Raw genomic sequence first — 18,181 nt, 5'->3', positions numbered from 1 at the left:
TTATTTAGAATAGTTGGAAATAAAAGCGACGTAGTGAATGCAAGTAGTAAGGCTATTTATCTTCAATATAGAGAAATCGGTTGGTGCAAGATTACAAAGAAACTTCCTAAACTTGCTCCGGAGTGGTAGGACGAATAAGGTCTTAACCTCTGTCGTTCGTTATACGTTTAGAGTGGTACCACGTCAGTTACGTCTGTCGTCTCTTAGGTGATGATAGGCGTTTTTTATTACATGAATGAGGTGATGAAGGTGAACATTAGAGAGGCGACAATTCAGGATGCACAAGGTATTGGCAAAGTCCATGTTGACAGTTGGAGAACGACTTATAAAGACATTATTCCTGATCATTTCTTAAATAATCTTTCATATGAACAAAGAACAGAACTAGCGAAAAGGAATATTGCAAAAAAAGATAATCACATGCTAGTAGCAGAAAATGAATTTGGAGAAATAGTTGGCTTTGCTGATGCCTCGACTAGAGAATCAAATGTCGTACCATATTCAAGCGATTTAACGTCCATTTATCTACTAGAAGAATATCAAGGCAAAGGGATTGGAAAACTTTTATTGAAAGAGTTATTTATGTACTTTAAACAGAAAGAGTATCAGTCCATATTTGTAGAAGTATTGGCAGAAAATAAAACACGTAATTTCTATGAATATTATGGAGCGGAATATGTCAAAACAGTACAAATTGCTATTGGTGGCAAAGTATTAGAAGAATTTGTTTATGTTTGGAATGATATTGATAAGGTCTTAGAAACATTCGAATAAAGGGGCTAATGTCATTTGGTTCGCCACCCAAAATGATCAACCTTGTTTTATTCTCCTATAAATGTTGGGGGATATAATTTCTAATCTGGTTTGTTCATCAAACATCACTCCTATTAAATGATGTTCCCAAATATAAAATATTACGTAACAATAATATCAAATAAGAGGAGGCAATTCCCATGTAAAGTTAAAAAGGAATTGCCTCTTTTTATTTAGCGCAAATGATGAATCATATAGGTTATAGAATAGGTGTTATGAACATACTTCTTAATTAGAGATGCCCTTATATAAACCATCTAAAAATATTGATATAAAGCCTTTACTCTCTTGCAATAAATCGAAATCCTTTCCAAAAACTAGCCAGTCGTATAAAGAACCACGCATACAACGAGAAATATAAATAGCAGTTTGCTGAACGTCCGTTTGTACAGATAATTCGCCATCAGTAATGGCTTTTTGTATAAAAGAATGGAGGATTTTATAGAGTTTGCGTTCGGAATGTGTAAAGAAATTTTCTTCGTTTTCAATTAAGCCACTTTTGTAAACGGACCGCATTAAATCCATTCCTAAATCTTCTTTTAAATACTTCATTTGTGCCTCAATTAATGCAATAACCTTTTCCTTAAAGCAAAGATTTGCTGGTAATGTCGTTGTAAATTCCTCGTAAAAAAGATCAATTTCTTTAAATTTCTCTAAGAAAATATCGTACTTAGAAGAGAAATGACCATAGAATGCTCCTTTTGAGCTTTTGCTTTCTAAAACAATTTCATCAACAGTTACTTGATCAAAGCCTTTCTCTTGGAATAATTGAAGTGCTGTTTCGTATATATGTTTTTTTGTTTCTAACGCTTGTTGTTGTCTTGTCTTTTTCATTTTCTGCTCACCCAATTTTTATCAATTTCGCCTTGGTGTAATTGTAGCTGACGCTTTGCTTTCGCTACAGAAAACATTTGCCGCTGTCGCTTTGCTTTCGCGCAGATAAACAATGCGTCCGGCTGCATGCGCACTTCACTCATTTCATATTCCGTAACATCCGTCGGAAGCTTTATTTTCATTCAATAAGTGTTTGGACACCTGTTGAATGAAGATAATATATTCTACTTAACTTTAACATAATTTGCGTTTATGTAATAATTTTATTTTTTGAAATAATCAGAAAAATATTGACAACTAATTGTCTTGCCAATTAATATACAGACTATAGTCTATGAAACTATTTCAAAAGGGGTGTATATCATGGATTTAATTGGAAATAGAACATTGTGTTCTGTTTTAAGAGAGAGCGCTGAACAACAACCTGAAAAAAGTTTTCTTCATTTCGAAGATCAAAGTGGCATACTTTTTGAAAAAAATTATGGGGATTTTTTTCAAGAGGTCCTACGTTTCAGTAATGCACTTCTTAAGCTTGGCATAAAAAAAGGGGATCATGTTGTGTTACATTTACCAAACAACATGGAATTTTTCACAGCATGGTTTGCTCTTGCTGAAATTGGAGGCATTATGGTGCCAACTAACATTTTATCACCAGCAGATGAGATGAAGTATATGATTACACATTCAGAAGCTGTCCTTGTTATTACGGAAGAGGCTTACATCGAAAAGTTTGTAAGTATTAAGTGCGAAACGCCAACTATACAAAATATCATCATAACGAGACATCAAGGTAAGCTTGAGGGAGTGTTAAATTTCAATGAGCTTATTAATAATGAAAGCGTTAGCAATTCGCATTTTCCAACCGTGTTGTCAGAGGACATTGTGGCACTTCTCTATACATCTGGCACAACATCGAAACCAAAAGGTGTTCAACTGACACATGCCAACTATATTTTCACAGGTGAATTAATGGCTCGTACCATTGCATTAACACCGGAGGATCGAACATTTATTGTCTTACCGCTTTTTCATGGTAATGCACAATATTACTCAACGATGTCTGCCATCATGGTAGGAGCGAGTATTGCAGTGACTGAGAAATTTAGTGCTTCGCGATATTTTAAGCAAGCGAAGACATTAGGAGGTACAGTTGGTTCATTATTTGCGGCACCTATTCGGATGATTTTAGCAAAAGATTATGACGAAGATGTCAGGGATAATCCGTTACGACTTGTCCTGTTTGCACAAGCAGTAGCCGAACACCAGCTAATGCAATTTGAAGAACAATTTGATGTGAAATTATTGCAGCTGTATGGTATGACCGAAACAGTTGGGATACCGCTTATTAATCCTCTATTCGGTAAACGAAAAAATATGAGTATAGGTAGACCAAGCATTGGCTATGAAGTTCAGCTGGTTGATGAACATGGGTTACCGGTGAGACAAGGGAAAGTTGGTCAAATAGCTGTTAAAGGGATTCCAGGAAGAACTTTAATGAAGGGATACTTTAAAAATGAACAAGCGACTAATGACACACTGAAAGATAACTGGTTACTCACCGGTGATAATGCACGAATCGATGAAGAGGGCTATTTTTATTTTGTAGATCGTTTAAAGGATATGATTAAACGTTCAGGTGAAAATATTGCAGCGCATGAAGTAGAGGGGGTATTAGCGAAACATCCAGCTGTATTTGAAGCAGCAGTCATCGGTATACCAGATGAAATGCGTGATGAAGCTATTAAAGCTTATGTCATTTTACAGGCCGGTGCCACTGTTAGTGAAGAGGCGCTGATCGAGCATTGTCAAGAACGTCTCGCAAAGTTTAAAGTGCCAGATAGAATTGAATTTATGACGGATTTCCCTCGTACAGCTGTTGGCAAAATTCAAAAGCATGTTCTACGTAACTCGTATTTGATGACCAAAAATTGAATGTAGAGAGAAGGGGCTATATGAAAAATGTCAAAATATTATTAGCAAGTTTAGCAGGCTCGATCATTGAGTGGTACGATTTTTATTTGTATGGGACTGCAACGGGATTAGTTTTTACTACATTATTTTTCCCTTCGACTAACCCAGCAATCTCTATTTTAATTGCTTTTGCTACATTTGGGGCTGGGTATGCAGCACGTCCAATTGGCAGTTTGATTTTTGGACATATGGGTGACCGTGTCGGTAGGAAAGCCTCGCTAATGCTTACTTTAATAGGGATGGGTGGTAGTTCGTTCTTGATAGGTTTATTGCCTACCTATGCACAAGTGGGGTTACTCGCGCCAACGCTATTAGTCATTTTGCGACTTATTCAAGGAATTGCTCTTGGTGGTGAATGGGGTGGTGCGGTGTTATTAGCTACTGAATCCGCTACGAAAGGTGTACGTGGTTTTTTCGGTTCCATTCCACAGCTTGGTGTACCGATTGGCTTAGTGTTAGGAACATTTAGTTTTACACTTATTTCTTCATTAACGACAGAAGCGCAATTTATGGCCTGGGGATGGCGTTTACCATTTCTTTTTAGTGCAGTTTTAATTGTATTAGCCATTTGGATTCGAAGCGGGATCGAAGAAACACCTGAATTTAAACGCAAAAAGGACAATGGTGAATTAGCTAAATTACCAATTGTCCAAGTATTTAAATATAACAAAAAAGATATTTTTCGCATTATTGGCTTAAAAATAGGAGACGGATTTTTCAACGTATTTTTAATGTCCTTTATTTTAGTTTATGCGACTACGTATATTGGCTATACAAGAGATGTCGCACTGTTTGCTCTGACAATAAGCTGTGCCACAATGATTGTAACGATTCCAATTGTAGGGTATTTATCAGATTTTATTGGGCGTAAGAAAATTTATATTGGCGGACTTATATCGATGTTACTCCTAGCTATTCCATATTTCGTCATGATTCCGATTCATTCAACTTATTTCTTTATTATGCAAGTCGTTTTACTAGGTGTCGTTTGGGCAGCTATTTTCGCGACTCAAGGTACGTTTTTCTCTGAATTATTTCCAGCGAATGTTCGATATACGGGGCTATCCTTTGGCTATCAAGTCGCTGCGGCTATAGTCGGTTTCGGACCTATGCTATGGACATCTTTAGCAACAGAATATGGGGCATCACCTTATTTATTCGGTACATTAATGATCGCGGGACTCCTTCTATCACTGCTACTTGCCGTATTTTCACCTGATACACGTACAATCACGCAATATGAAGAACCTGTTGAGAAAGTACATGAAGATGAACAGATGTCTGATACTCAAGTAGAAGTGGCGATGACCTCGACAAAGTCGTAGTTTATTAAATGAAATACGAGACAAGTAAACAATTAGGGGTGAAACAAATGGAAAAAGAAGTGGCAATCATTACAGGGGCTGCAAGTGGTATTGGACAGGCAATTGCTATCGCTCTATCAGAAAGAAATATATGTACAATTCTAGTAGATAAAAATCCATGTACAGAAACCATTCAGCAGCTAACAGGTGATTTCTTTGAACATAATGGTGATATCAATAGTGAAGCCTTTATCGATGAGGTCATTACGAATACAATCAAGCGTTTTGGCAAAATTGATATTTTAGTAAATAATGCAGGAACGTGCGGTAGAAGTTCATTGGAAACAATGACACTCGAAGAATGGACACGCGATATTTCAACAAATTTACAGAGTACCTTTTTATTTATTCAAAAAGTAGTGTATCCGCATATGAAAGAACAAAAATATGGACGAATCATCAATATTAGCTCTATTTCAGGTATGAATGGCGGTGCTATTTCTGGGGGCGAAACAGTAGGGAGATCGGGCCCAGCGTATGCTGCATCAAAAGGTGGCGTCATTGCATTAACCAAATGGGTTGCAAAAGAAATAGGGGCCCTTCATATCACATGTAATTCTGTTGCACCAGGGGCTACTGAAACAGGCATCACAAAAGGTGTCAATTATGAAATTAGCAATCAGCCGATTAATCGTATGGGGCAACCAAGTGAAATAGCTGCTGCCGTTGCTTTTTTAGCAAGTAAAGAAGCAAGTTATATTACGGGGCAAGTGCTTGCGGTAGATGGCGGATTATATATGTAGGAAGGATGACAATCTAAGGAAGCGGGGAAGTAGTGATTAAAGATTGAAGGTACTAGTTACTCAAATACAATCATTCATAGTTCAACATGATTCATTTACTTCATAAAATAACATGATTCATTTACTTCATAAAATAACAGGGTTCTCCTTTTTGAATAGGAGAACCCTGTTTTGTGCATTAGTTTAAGCCTTGGCTATCTTTCCACTCTAAGAACTCATCATAAGTTAATAGTTTATCTAAAATTGTGCCGTCTTCACGGATTTCGATGACACGGTTCGCAATTGTTTGGATGAACTGATGGTCATGAGATGTGAAGAGCATCGCGCCTTTGAAGCGCATAAGTCCTTCGTTTAGTGCTTGAATAGATTCAAGGTCAAGGTGGTTCGTTGGTTCATCTAGTAAAACAACGTTTGCTGTGGCAAGCATCATTTTAGATAACATACAACGAACTTTTTCTCCCCCTGATAGGACAGAAGGGGATTTCTTTACTTCCTCACCAGAGAATAGCATACGACCTAAGAAGCCGCGTAAGAAGCTTTCTGTTTCATCATCAGGAGAGTATTGGCGTAACCATTCCACTAATGATTTCTCTGAACCTTCGAAGTATTTATCGTGATCATTTTCAAAGTAACTTTGAGAAGTTGTTACGCCCCATTTGAACGTACCAGCATCTGCTTTTCTTTCATCCATTAGAATATCAAGAAGAGCCGTTTTGGCCATTGGATTACCAAGTAAAATGATTTTATCATCTTTGTTCATTGAAAAGCGAATATCTTTAAATAGTGTTTCGCCTTCATTGCTTGCTGTAAGACCTTCCACTGTTAACACATCGTTACCGATCTCACGTCCAGTTTGGAAGTTAATGAATGGATATTTACGGCTAGAAGGTTTAATGTCGTCAAGCTCGATTTTATCCAACATTTTCTTACGAGAAGTCGCTTGGCTAGATTTCGAAGCGTTCGCAGAGAAACGAGCAACGAATGCTTGTAGCTCTTTAATTTTTTCTTCTTTCTTCTTGTTTTGGTCTGCCATCATTTTTTGTGCTAATTGGCTAGACTCATACCAGAAGTCATAGTTACCAACATATAATTGGATTTTAGAGAAGTCTAAATCCGCGATATGCGTACATACTTTATTTAAGAAGTGACGGTCATGGGATACAACAATAACCGTATTTTCAAAGTTAATTAAGAATTCTTCTAACCATTGGATTGCTTTTAAGTCAAGGTGGTTGGTAGGCTCATCTAGTAATAGAACGTCTGGTTTACCAAATAAAGCTTGTGCTAATAATACTTTGACTTTGTCAGAACCTTCAAGATCAGCCATTAACATATAGTGAAGCTCGTCGCCAATCCCTAACCCGTTTAATAATGTTGCAGCTTCTGAGTCAGCTTCCCAACCATTTAGGTCAGCGAATTCACCCTCTAATTCAGCAGCACGCATGCCATCCTCATCAGAAAAGTCTTCTTTTGCATAGATAGCGTCTTTTTCAGCTTTTACTTCCCAAAGACGTTTGTTCCCCATAACAACTGTATCTAATACATTGTATTCATCGTATTCAAAGTGGTTTTGTTTAAGGACTGATAAACGTTCGTCCTTACCCATTGATACGTGACCTTCTTGCGCTTCAATTTCACCAGAAAGAATTTTTAAAAATGTTGATTTACCAGCACCATTTGCTCCGATTAAACCGTAGCAATTCCCCGGTGTGAATTTTATATTTACGTCTTCAAATAGTTTACGATCGCCATAGCGAAGACCTACATTACTTACTTGAATCATGCAAGTTCCTCCTTTTTTTCACAATGCACCTAGTATATCATGAAATATGTTCCATAGTCTATAAACATTATTAAATCAACGTTTGACGTTATATAAATTATTTACAGTACGAATTACATCAAGATAAACCACATTAATATTATGCGTACGATGCAATACACTGAAAAAGTATCATCAAAGGCATGTACGCTTGCATGTGCTACTGAATCGGTAGTCTCTTAGTATAATTATAGTACATTCCATTTATACTATCGTGTAGGTGAATGGAGGTGTTGACTAATGGAGTATGAATATACAATGAAGTTTTACTTTGACGAAGGTCGTGAAGAAGATTATAAAATCAAGACAAATATTGAACAAGAAACATTTACAGAAGAAATGTCGAATAGATTCAATGAGAAACCCTGGTATTCATTTACGGAGACAGAAAATTATAAAACGATTTTAATTAGTACGAAAGATGTTTATAAGGTAGTAGTAGAAAAAGATGTTTTAACATTTGATTAATCCAATGTATTTAGTCACATCCAAATCAGGTGTGGCTTTTTATTATGTCTCGAAAGTTCGAGTATGATATAGAAAAAGAAAAGATATTAAAAGGGTTTTCGTTCCTTTAACAGATGCACATATAGCAAGTAATGTTTCGCCTTGATTTGTTAGCGTAGCATCAAACAATTGGATCTGTTTAGGCATTGCTCCTAATTTAGCAAATATTATTGTTTCTGTGATTGTGTCCATGTCATGCAATCCGGACAGTACATTAGTGCATATAAAAAAGCCACTTATTGAAGTGACTTAGAAAAACTAGTAAGAGCAACGCTGAGTCAAAATTGTCTTTTTGTTGAATTATTGCGTTGTACTTTTTCTAACAAAAAAAAGAAAAATCAGTTGAAACAGTACAACCACTATAAATACAATAACCAAAACTGCGAATGATATCATTTTAATTTCTGGCGTTTGAACTACTCCTGCAGCATCGACTTCTCTTACTCCTATAAATATTGCTCCAACAGCAAAAATAAATAGCCACACAATATTTATAGCCCACCACATGATTTTAATAATAATCAACCTCTCTCTATAATTGTATTTGGTTCATCACCATAAATTAGAGTTGTTTTCCGTTCCAGCGGGGCACTTTCTAAGGGCTTCCAGTAATCACTTTGGAGAAACCAGGAACGAAATCACCGCGCATTTTAAAATTTATACGCTTAAACAAATATCACCTTCGACTTTTGGTGATGAATCGCAGTGTTTTTTTCATTTTTTTCCTTTTGTGGTTTGATTATAATTCTTCTTCTTTTTATCGGCAACGAACTTGAGTCGGTGCTACCACTCAGCCTTAAGACTGATTTCCTTATCATTCACAAAAATAAATGCAAAAAACAGACAACCAATAGTAGTTATCTGTTCCTTAATCTTAAATATTTCATTTATGTCTGTTATTTAAATTAGTTCTTGCAAGACTTTGTTATTCAAGCACCCAAAAATCCTCGATATAGCTAGATGACAGCACTTATCTAATCCAATTCTGCGTTAACTTGATCGAACATCATGAAATATGTTCCTTACGTCTATAAACATTATTGAATGAACGTTTATCGTAAAATTAATGATTTGTCCTAGTTTCTTGTAAAATGTTACTGAATCAACCAATTTTGGAAACTATTTATGTATAATGAATTTAAAGGAGGGGAAATTTAACAAAAGTCTGACTGTAATGGTAAATGGATTGGCTTGTGACAAATAGCTGAGTTACTTCATTTCGAAATACGTATAGTTATTATGATAAGTATTCTTACATTATTTTCAAACAGACGCAAAAAGAAAGATAGCAAAAAATATACTAGACATAAATAGTAGGAGGAAACAATGAAACTGAAAACAATCGCAGCATTATTCGTTATGTTACTTTTAGCATTCAATTTTGAGGTAGCTGATGCGAGCTCATTTAAAGAAGTTAAAGTTATTACAAGTCCATCTATTGAAGTATATGAAAAACCCGATGCATCCTCAAAAGTATTAGGAACTGTGACAGAAGGAACGCTTGTAACACAAATCAGCGAGGGACATAATGGTACATTTTCACGTATATCCTATCTAAATAGAGATGGGAAAATAGTAAATGGCTATATAGCTGATATTGCACTTGATGATGCTCTATACGGTATTCAGATAGCTAGTTCTAAAAGTGGTTTGGTAGTGAAACAAACACCATCATTGAACGGAAAAACAGTTGCGACTCTACAACATAAAATGGTTGTGAAAGACTTCGGTTCTGTTGGAAACGGATGGTCATTGGTACAATACGGTAATGTCATTGGCTATGCTACTACAAGTTTTATGAGTGAATCTAAACCAACAACAAAATATGTCGTAACACAAGGTCTTGTTGTTAGAAATATCGCTAGTCCTTCTGGAGATAATATCGGAGAACTTTCGAAAAACGAAGAAGTTTTAGTTCATTCTACAATTGCTGGTTGGTCATTTGTAACAACGCCATTGTACGGAGGTTATGTAATAGATTCACATTTAACTTCTAAAAATCCATCGGCTAATACTAGTAATGGGTCAAGTAGCTCATCAAAACCTTCAAACGGAAGTAAGTCAAAATACAAAAATTGTACAGAACTTCGTAAGGATCATCCAAATGGAGTAGGTAGCGATCACCCAGCTTATGAAAAAAAGCATGATCGTGATGGAGATGGATGGGCTTGTGAAAGATAAAAAAAAAAGCTACCTGTAATTGAGGGCACTGAAAAACTTACGTTTTCATAAAAGCGAACCTTTCTCAGATAAAAATAAGGCACTTCTTGTTCAATGTTGAACAGGAAGTGCCTTATTTCTGTCTCTATTCCTTATTCATTTTCGTTTAGTAACTTTAATATCCGTTTCAAATTGACAGCGAATATCGTTGTAGCACCTTGAATTTCCATGCCAAATAGACCCGCAGTCGATGCCGTATCGTACCCGTGTCCGTTTTTTAATTCACTATTCTTCGCTTCTACTTTGTAGCGATTTGCGGCTAATTGCTTAAATGCTTCCGTATTTTGAAATGCCTCTTGTTCGGCATGTGTATCCGACTTAATTGTGACAGAATATGTTTTACTTTTTGCGCCTTTTTTATAACAGCCCTCTCTCATTGGACATACTTTGCATTTTTCAATGTCAAAATAATATGTCTGACTTTGACTCTTACTCGTTCCTTTTTTACCCGTACGTGCTTTTCTTGTCGCGAGATGACCGGCCTTACAAACAAACATTCCAGCGTCTTTATTAAACTCAAACTTGTCTTCTTCTTTTCGTGGTCCTTGTGTAAGAATAGGATTCAACTTTGCCACAAGCGCGATTTTCTCTTCTTTTGTATATTCGATATTTGCCTTTTCAGAGTAAGCTGCGTCTCCAATAACTGTATTAATTTTCATACCTGCTTGTGTGCTTTTTTCAATTAACTCTTGAAGATATTTTCCATCGCTTTTTTCACCTGTTGTAATGACAGCCGCTGTAATAATACGTTCATCACTCAACGCGATATGTGTCTTATACCCGAAGAAAGAAGATTCCGACGTCTTATGCCCTTTTTGCGCATCCGCATCAGAAGAGTAATTTAGATGTTCTTGGAAATCTTCTACGACTTCTTTTAAAACATTCAGCTTTTCTTTGACAGATGGCATTTGTGCAATTTGTGGTTCCTTTTCAATGACTGAAATAACTTCCTTACAGTAAGTTAACTCATCCTTTACTTCGTTAGAAGTGGTCTTTGTGGGGAATTTGTCTTTCATCGATTCGTCAATTTTGTAGACAGCTTTTCGAGCGTTTTTTGATTTCTCTTGTAAAAATTCTTTAGGCGTTTTTTGGTTGTAACGTGCTTTTGTATGTGTGGCATCCACAATAATCGTTTGACTGTTGATGATTTTTTTCTCCAATGCGATCTCAACTGTTTTCCCAATGAGCATGTCTAATAAGCTTACGTCTTGAAGACGAAGCCGACGAAATTTTGTAAGCGAACTTGAATCAATGACTGGATCTTCTGGCGCCATATCCAAGAAATATTTAAATGACATATCGTACTTCGAACGCTCTACAAGGTCGACGTCTGATACATCATAAATTGCTTTTAATAATAAGTACTTAAACATACGAATTGGAGGAATGGCATTACGTCCATTGTCTAAACAATATTTTGTTTTTAACTCTTCTAAAATGAATGAAAAATCAACAAGTTCATTGATTTGGCGAAGTATATTATCTTTTGGCACAACAATATCGTAGATCGCCATATATGGACTTAAATTAAGGGTTTCTTGATTTGAAATCATGGGGGGCACCACCTGCACATTAATTCTTTTATTATAAAGGAAAGCGTGACTAAAATAATAGTGTGAAACATTGCGTTGTTTGGAGAAGCATCGCTCGACTCCTGCGGGAAAGCGAGACAGACGAGACCCCGCACGAAGCGAAGTGTAGGAGGAGGCTCGGCGCTCGCCCGCGGAAAGCGAGCGGAATGCTTCGGAAAACAACAGTAGAGTCACAATGTGAGAAGATATAGACTTTTTCAGTGCCCTCCTGTAATTGGGTAGCTTTTTTTGATAAATTATTTAAGTTAATAATGCTCGATTTTTTAAATATATGATTTTCTTCGATAAATACTCAGCGTCAAGCCGATAGCAACGCTTCCTAGTAGCATTGGGAAAAGACCATAGCTAATAAATGGGATTGGCATTGACATAACGGGTACAAGGCCAAATAACATGAATACTTGGTAGACAATTTGTGTTGTTACAAAGGCAAGCCCACCTATAATTAATAAACGACCATATTCGTTATGAATGAAACCTAGTGTGTGTGCTATACGGTAAATAATGAAGCCAAGAATACATAAAACGATTACTCCTGCAATAATCCCATACGATTGTAAAATCGTGAGTAATACAAAATCAGTATGTGCTCCACCCGCAAATGTTTGACTGCTGGAGCCAAACCAAGTGAGGTCCTTCATCGCAGTTGAAATAAATAGTACGTTAGAAGAATCTTCTAAACCTGGTGTAAAGATCGTCTTCATTCGTGCAAGCTGATACGGTTCTAATGGCGCAACCATTAAGTATCCGATAAAAACAACAAATAGAAAACTAAATGCTGCAGTAATGGCTAGCTTGTGCTTACGAGAAAAGCTGCTTGTAAAAAATAATGTGGCAACAATCGCTGTATAGGTACTGAGTAAAGAAATGTCCGATAATCGCATGTAAAAATATACGCCTATCGCATAAAGAATAAGTAGAAACCATAATGATTTTTTTTGTTTAGCGAAAAGCCCAGCAAAAGAAATTAAAAAGAGAGGCAACGTCATCCAACCTTGAATTTCAAGAGGACCTGCTTTAAAGAAAATTACACCATTGATCGCTTCGTTCCCATTTAAGACAATGAGAAACAAAAGACATGCAAGTATATACATATGCGTGGAATAGCGCTCAAGCTTGCGACAATCGAATCGCATTAAGAACATCGCCACAGCAATGCCAGCAATAACAATAACGATATTACGCATGATAAAATCTCGTAACGAGAGCTCAGCTGGTAGGAGCGTTAAAAAGCTACACATCGCTGCCAGCACAAATGGAATAACTAGTAGCCAATCGATTTTCGGCTGATGTATCTGATTGAGCGAGATACCAAGTTTCGTTGCATTACCCATTTCAAGCACCGCCTGATGTTCCGCATCGGTATCGTTGTATCCATTTTCCTGCCAAGCCTGCTTCGACTTCGCTAAATGATACGTCAACTCCTTTTCAACCGAATCATGTGCCTCCTTATTGCGAATATGTCCCTTTACGTGTTGAATATAGTCCTTAATCGTTCGCATAGCGTGCCTCCTTCAATACTTGCTGAATAGAAGGGAGGTTGTGCGCTTCTTTGTTAAGCTTTGTCAATAGCTTGACGCCCTTATTAGAAAGTACATATCGTTTTTCGTTCTCCTGCCATTCACTAACGACTAGCTGCTGTTGTTCGAGGCGATGAAGCATGGCATAAATCATCCCTTCATTTAAATGGACTGTCTGTTTGTTGTTAGTATAAAGTAGCTGCGTGAGCTCATAGCCTGTGCGTGTCGTTTGTAGCATCGATAATAGCATTTGATCAGAAAATTCCTCATGAATTCCTTTACGTATCGCTTCCCGATGTTTTTCTGTAAACTGCACTTTTTTAAACTGATTTTTCATCGCTTGTTTAAAACGTGTTTCCGTCAAATGGATTCCCTCCTAACGCTTTTTGTAACAAAGTACGTGCCTTATGAAGTCTCGTTTTCACCGTATTTTTATTCATTGATAAAATACTGGCAATTTCCTGAACCGAATACTCCTCAAAATAATAAAAGTAAATCACTTCACGATACTTAACAGGGAGTTCCATCACAAAGTCAAACAACGCCTCGTCCTCACTATTTTGAACGACGTGTTCTAACAAATTATCCGTTTCCAGTGTTTCCGCTAACACATTCATTTCGGTAACATCAACGTTTTTCTTGTACCAGCTCTTGAGATAGTCCTTTGAATGATTAATAGCAATACGCCACAACCAAGTCTTCATACTGGCGTTCCCTCGGTAGCTAGGAAGGGCCTTATAGCACTTTATAAAAATCTCTTGTGTTAAATCCTCAGCAAGGGCCGCATCATGAACATATGTATAAACGAGCTGTAGAACCTCTTGACCATAATCTGTCATTAGCTCCTCAATTACCTGATTTCGTGATAATGCGCTTATTTGAATCGTTTCCTCCATTTTCATCCCTCCTTACCTGTTCATACATTAGACGACTGCCAAATAGTACCGGTTTTGTTTTTATTATGGATCATCACCATAACGTGTGGTTGATTTCCGTACCGACTGGGCGCTTTGTTGCTGCCGCTTCGCTTTCGCACAGAGCAAAGCTTCCTGGGGGCGTCCGATGAGCCGCTTCACTCGCTAAAGGAACGAAGGCTAAGTTCGTCACGTCCTGTGACAATGCCTTCGTGACCAACATCGTGTTGGCCTCAGGGTCTCATCTGTGACGCTAATCCCCAAGGAGTCGCCCAGTCTCCACTCCAATCAACTAATATACAAAGCATACGTTTTAACAAATGTCATCCACAACTTTTGGTGGTGAGCCTTTATTAAATAAAAAATCAACTACACTACTTCATTATTAAATGAATTGAATGATAGGCAATGATTTTATAGGCTTTTGTATAGGAATTGTTTTGGAAAGAATTCTAGATATTTGATGAGAGGGGTACAGTATTAGAAGTATGTTCCAATGGTAAAAGTTCTAATGGAAGTACCTCCAAAAGAGTGTATAAAGAATCAAAACTATTAGGAAGAGGGGTAAACTTTGAATAAATTTTTCGTTTTTTTGATAATTATTGTATTTATTTGTATAGTCTTTAGTAATAAAATATTTTCAATTGCTAATAGTCCTTCCGAATCTAAGCTTTACATAAATGTTTTTGATCCTAAAAGCTTGATGTTTACATTTTATCAATACGACCAGATTCAAAATAAAAGTAAATCATTATTAAGTAAGGAAACAGCAGATTATACTGCTTTCGCTTATTCTGAAGGTAATAATAAATTGTATTTTGCAGATGGTATATCAGATCGTACAATACAATTATTTGAAAATGACCTAAATACTAATCAAATGAAACAGTTAACCACGGTCTTTAATAACGTCGATTTTATCCAAATAGACAAAGAACAAAAAATGATCTTTATGAGAGTATTATTAAGAGATGAATTTAAAAATTTTCATATGGCTACCTATAATCTTGAAACACAGAAAATACAGATATGGGAAGAAGAAAATAAGGATAGAAGTGTTTTAGATTTTAATTATAACCCAAACAATAATCAATTAATTGTAGTATCTTTCTCCCAGGACGAACATCAGAAGAAACTTGACGTGGCTAATAAAAATCAAACGAAATTACAACCGACCAAATACAGTTTAGATATTTATGATATTGAAGGACAAAAAAAGAAACATATAGCCGATGTTGAGAGATTTATAAGTGGAGCATCATTGGCGCCAGATGCTAGTTCGGTTATCATCAGCTATGATGAAGCTGTAGACAGTCCTATTTCGCACGTTGTAGAAATAGATATTAAAACAAAAAAGGTAGTGCCTTTACTAGATCGTAGTGGTATTTATTCGAAAATTCGCTCCGAAATTCGATGAAAAAAAAGAAGGATTTTATTTCTTATCTAGTGTGATTGATGAAGAAAAGGGTTATAGCATTTTGAAAATACCTAAAGAGAGCGTACTTTCATACTATGACATTAAGAAAAAGAAAGTTAAAAATATATGGCGGGCTGAAAAAAGTGTCATTGTAAACTATTCAGCTGATAATTTTTAATGAGTAAAGAGTGCTAAGTACAACGCTCAAATATAAAGAGAGCAATCTAGCTAAATTTTATTTGCGCGAAAAACATTACAGAAATTACTCTCCATTGCCCTGAGAAGATGTTTTGGCGTTGTTTAATTAAATCGAATAATTCAGAAAAAACCATTGACTTTAGAAAATCGAGCATGTAAAATATTTCAAAATTACTGTTAAATTCGATGAAAAAGAGAGTAGTTTATGGTGGGACTGGAAAGCGAATTAGGGACGGTGTGAGCCTAATGCAGCAGCCATAAATGAAACGCACTTTGGAGAAGGTTCTCGAATGAGTTGTAGAGAATACCGGGGAGTCACCTCGTTAACAACGGAAAGTGGTCATATAATATGGCAACTAGAGTGGTACCACGGGATAACTATGCTCTCGTCTCTATTTTAGAGACGAGGGCTTTTTTTATCTTCATTCAGCAGAAAACGCTTATCTCTAAAGGTAAGAGATGAAAAGGGGATGTGGTTCCTTTTCAGTGAGTTTCCAACCCGCTACTGAATGATGATAATGCCTCCGGACGTTATTACGCCAAGGCAAAATTGATTATATATTGGGAGGAGAAAAAAACATGCATACACAAATCGCGAAAAGCATTGCTGAGGCATTAAAGAATGAGCTTTCTGTCAACGAAATTCAACATTTACTGGAGAAACCGAAAAAATTGGACTTATGGGATGTGGCATTTCCATGCTTTATACTAGCTAAGAAATTAGGGAAATCGCCTCACAGTATCGCTTCCGAAATTAAAAACAATATACGTTGTGAAAAAGTGCAAGATGTTCAAGTAGTAGGTGGTTACGTCAATATTTTTTACCATCAGCCGATGATTACAAAACAGGTGCTTAGTCAAATAGTAAAAGAAAAAAATTTATATGGAACCCAACAGGAACCAAAAGGAAATGTAGTTTTTGATTTTTCTTCCCCTAATATAGCGAAGCCTTTTTCAATGGGCCATTTACGTTCTACAGTAATCGGTAATGCTTTAGCAAACATTGCCGAGAAAAATGGCTATAAAGCAATTCGTATTAATCATTTAGGGGACTGGGGAACACAGTTTGGAAAATTAATCGTGGCCTATAAAAAATGGGGAGATCGACAAAAAATTGAAGCTGCTCCCATAAAGGAATTATTAAAAATATATGTGCAGTTTCATGAAGAGGCGGAGCAGGATGACACACTCAATGAACAGGCACGTGCCGCATTTAAAGCATTAGAGGATGGGGATGAAGAGACATTAGCTCTTTGGCAATGGTTTAGAGATGCATCACTTGTAGAATTCAAGACCATTTATCAACTGCTGGGCATTGATTTTGATTCATTCGATGGGGAAGCTTTTTACAATGATAAAATGGCTGCTGTTGTGAAAGAGCTGGAAGAAAAACAACTGCTAGTGAAATCGGATGGTGCGTATGTCGTTGAATTAGACAAAATGCCGCCATGCTTAATAACTAAAACAGATGGTGCTACGCTTTATGCTACTCGTGATTTAGCAGCCGCTTTTTATCGACAAAAAAAATATGACCCTAAAAAAATATTTTATGTTGTAGGGAATGAACAATCTCTTCACTTTACCCAATTATTTAAGGTTATTGAAAAGATGGGGTACAATTGGGCAAAAGACTTACAGCATGTTCCTTTCGGGATGATTCTGCAAGAGGGGAAAAAAATGTCGACGCGTAAAGGCAAGATTGTTCTTTTAGCAGATGTACTGAAGGAAGCGATTGCTACAGCGAAGCGAAATATCGATGAAAAAAATCCAATGCTTGAGCAGAAAGATAGCATCGCACATCAGGTCGGTGTTGGAGCGGTCATTTTTAACGATTTGAAAAATGATCGTCTACACGATATTGAGTTTTCCATTGAGCACATGATGAATTTTGAGGGAGAAACAGGGCCATATATACAATATACTTATGCACGTATTTCATCTCTATTAGAAAAAGCAGAATACAACGGTAACGAAGTTTCTTGTGAAACATTAGGTGAGCAAGCATGGCCAGTCATTTTATTACTAGAACAGTTTCCCAATGTAATTACCAACGCTTTTGAGCAAGCAGATCCAAAACAAATTGCTAAATATGCCATACAATTAGCGCGTCTATTTAATAAATATTATGCGCAAAATAAAGTATTGGTCGATGACAACCAAAGAAGTTCACGATTAGCATTTTGTCAATGTGTATCTGTTGTTTTAAAAGAATCGTTAGCAGTGTTAGGAATTGAAGCACCTAAAAATATGTAGGCGCTTCTATATC

General features: G+C 36.5%; 17 protein-coding genes and 1 other annotated feature. Of the genes, 8 read left to right on the top strand and 9 right to left on the bottom strand.

Features of this window, described 5'->3' with window-relative positions; all coding sequences use genetic code 11:
* Positions 1–249 precede the first annotated feature (249 nt).
* Positions 250–774 carry a GNAT family N-acetyltransferase gene (locus ACB089_RS12610; RefSeq protein WP_374966712.1) on the top strand — a complete coding sequence of 175 codons (525 nt, stop codon included), beginning with the start codon at positions 250–252 and terminating at the stop codon, positions 772–774.
* Between the two features lie 267 nt (positions 775–1,041).
* On the opposite strand, the gene ACB089_RS12605 is transcribed toward ACB089_RS12610, so the two are convergent.
* Positions 1,042–1,647 (bottom strand): TetR/AcrR family transcriptional regulator, encoded by a 606-nt coding sequence (locus ACB089_RS12605; RefSeq protein ID WP_374966711.1) that lies wholly within the window; start codon positions 1,645–1,647, stop codon positions 1,042–1,044.
* Complete coding sequence (locus ACB089_RS12600; RefSeq protein WP_374966710.1) at positions 1,644–1,790, bottom strand: hypothetical protein; 147 nt, start codon at positions 1,788–1,790, stop codon at positions 1,644–1,646. The genes ACB089_RS12605 and ACB089_RS12600 overlap by 4 nt, the downstream gene beginning before the upstream one ends.
* Before the next feature lie 220 nt (positions 1,791–2,010).
* Between ACB089_RS12600 and ACB089_RS12595 the strand changes: the two genes are divergently transcribed.
* From ACB089_RS12595 to ACB089_RS12585, 3 genes are read left to right on the top strand one after another with little or no spacing between them, the layout of a single operon-like run.
* On the top strand, positions 2,011–3,579 hold the full coding sequence (locus tag ACB089_RS12595; protein WP_374966709.1) for an AMP-binding protein: 1,569 nt from the start codon (positions 2,011–2,013) through the stop codon (positions 3,577–3,579).
* A gap of 20 nt (positions 3,580–3,599) precedes the next feature.
* The gene (locus tag ACB089_RS12590; RefSeq protein WP_374966708.1) at positions 3,600–4,943 is read left to right on the top strand and encodes an MFS transporter; all 1,344 of its coding nucleotides are present in this window, start codon (positions 3,600–3,602) and stop codon (positions 4,941–4,943) included.
* 47 nt (positions 4,944–4,990) lie between these two features.
* Entirely contained in the window at positions 4,991–5,725 is a 735-nt protein-coding gene (locus ACB089_RS12585; RefSeq protein WP_374966707.1) for an SDR family NAD(P)-dependent oxidoreductase, read from the top strand.
* Positions 5,726–5,903: 178 nt separating this feature from the next.
* Here ACB089_RS12585 and ACB089_RS12580 read toward each other — a convergent pair whose 3' ends face one another.
* A complete protein-coding gene (locus ACB089_RS12580; protein WP_374966706.1) occupies positions 5,904–7,508 on the bottom strand; it encodes an ABC-F family ATP-binding cassette domain-containing protein in 1,605 nt (534 codons plus the stop codon).
* Positions 7,509–7,787: 279 nt separating this feature from the next.
* Between ACB089_RS12580 and ACB089_RS12575 the strand changes: the two genes are divergently transcribed.
* Positions 7,788–8,015: a hypothetical protein gene (locus tag ACB089_RS12575; RefSeq protein ID WP_374966705.1), complete on the top strand. Its 228-nt coding sequence runs from the start codon at positions 7,788–7,790 to the stop codon at positions 8,013–8,015.
* Positions 8,016–8,354: 339 nt separating this feature from the next.
* Here ACB089_RS12575 and ACB089_RS12570 read toward each other — a convergent pair whose 3' ends face one another.
* Positions 8,355–8,561: a DUF3923 family protein gene (locus tag ACB089_RS12570; RefSeq protein ID WP_374967556.1), complete on the bottom strand. Its 207-nt coding sequence runs from the start codon at positions 8,559–8,561 to the stop codon at positions 8,355–8,357.
* An 819-nt stretch (positions 8,562–9,380) separates the two neighbouring features.
* Here ACB089_RS12570 and ACB089_RS12565 point away from each other — a divergent pair.
* The gene (locus tag ACB089_RS12565) at positions 9,381–10,235 is read left to right on the top strand and encodes an excalibur calcium-binding domain-containing protein (RefSeq protein ID WP_374966704.1); all 855 of its coding nucleotides are present in this window, start codon (positions 9,381–9,383) and stop codon (positions 10,233–10,235) included.
* Positions 10,236–10,366: 131 nt separating this feature from the next.
* Here ACB089_RS12565 and ACB089_RS12560 read toward each other — a convergent pair whose 3' ends face one another.
* The 5 genes from ACB089_RS12560 to ACB089_RS12540 form a co-directional block, all read right to left on the bottom strand.
* Positions 10,367–11,827, bottom strand: a complete 1,461-nt coding sequence (locus ACB089_RS12560) for an IS1182 family transposase (RefSeq protein ID WP_374964340.1) — start codon at positions 11,825–11,827, stop codon at positions 10,367–10,369.
* A 302-nt stretch (positions 11,828–12,129) separates the two neighbouring features.
* On the bottom strand, positions 12,130–13,368 hold the full coding sequence (locus tag ACB089_RS12555; RefSeq protein ID WP_374966703.1) for an FtsW/RodA/SpoVE family cell cycle protein: 1,239 nt from the start codon (positions 13,366–13,368) through the stop codon (positions 12,130–12,132).
* Positions 13,355–13,750 carry a helix-turn-helix transcriptional regulator gene (locus ACB089_RS12550; protein ID WP_374966702.1) on the bottom strand — a complete coding sequence of 132 codons (396 nt, stop codon included), beginning with the start codon at positions 13,748–13,750 and terminating at the stop codon, positions 13,355–13,357. The genes ACB089_RS12555 and ACB089_RS12550 overlap by 14 nt, the downstream gene beginning before the upstream one ends.
* Positions 13,731–14,282 carry a sigma-70 family RNA polymerase sigma factor gene (locus ACB089_RS12545; protein ID WP_374966701.1) on the bottom strand — a complete coding sequence of 184 codons (552 nt, stop codon included), beginning with the start codon at positions 14,280–14,282 and terminating at the stop codon, positions 13,731–13,733. The genes ACB089_RS12550 and ACB089_RS12545 overlap by 20 nt, the downstream gene beginning before the upstream one ends.
* A gap of 73 nt (positions 14,283–14,355) precedes the next feature.
* A complete protein-coding gene (locus tag ACB089_RS12540; RefSeq protein ID WP_374966700.1) occupies positions 14,356–14,523 on the bottom strand; it encodes a hypothetical protein in 168 nt (55 codons plus the stop codon).
* A gap of 348 nt (positions 14,524–14,871) precedes the next feature.
* On the opposite strand from ACB089_RS12540, the gene ACB089_RS12535 reads away from it, so the two are divergent.
* Complete coding sequence (locus ACB089_RS12535) at positions 14,872–15,717, top strand: hypothetical protein (protein WP_374966699.1); 846 nt, start codon at positions 14,872–14,874, stop codon at positions 15,715–15,717.
* A gap of 375 nt (positions 15,718–16,092) precedes the next feature.
* Positions 16,093–16,312 (top strand) — a binding site (T-box leader).
* A gap of 182 nt (positions 16,313–16,494) precedes the next feature.
* A complete protein-coding gene (gene argS / locus ACB089_RS12530; RefSeq protein ID WP_374966698.1) occupies positions 16,495–18,168 on the top strand; it encodes an arginine--tRNA ligase in 1,674 nt (557 codons plus the stop codon).
* The last annotated feature ends 13 nt before the right edge of the window (positions 18,169–18,181 follow it).

It is taken from the genome of Lysinibacillus sp. RS10 (assembly GCF_041956855.1).
In the GTDB taxonomy this organism is placed as follows: Bacteria; Bacillota; Bacilli; order Bacillales_A; family Planococcaceae; genus Lysinibacillus; species Lysinibacillus xylanilyticus_A.
The sequence above is the reverse complement of the archived record's forward strand: the minus strand, read 5'-3'. Positions and strand labels throughout refer to the sequence as shown.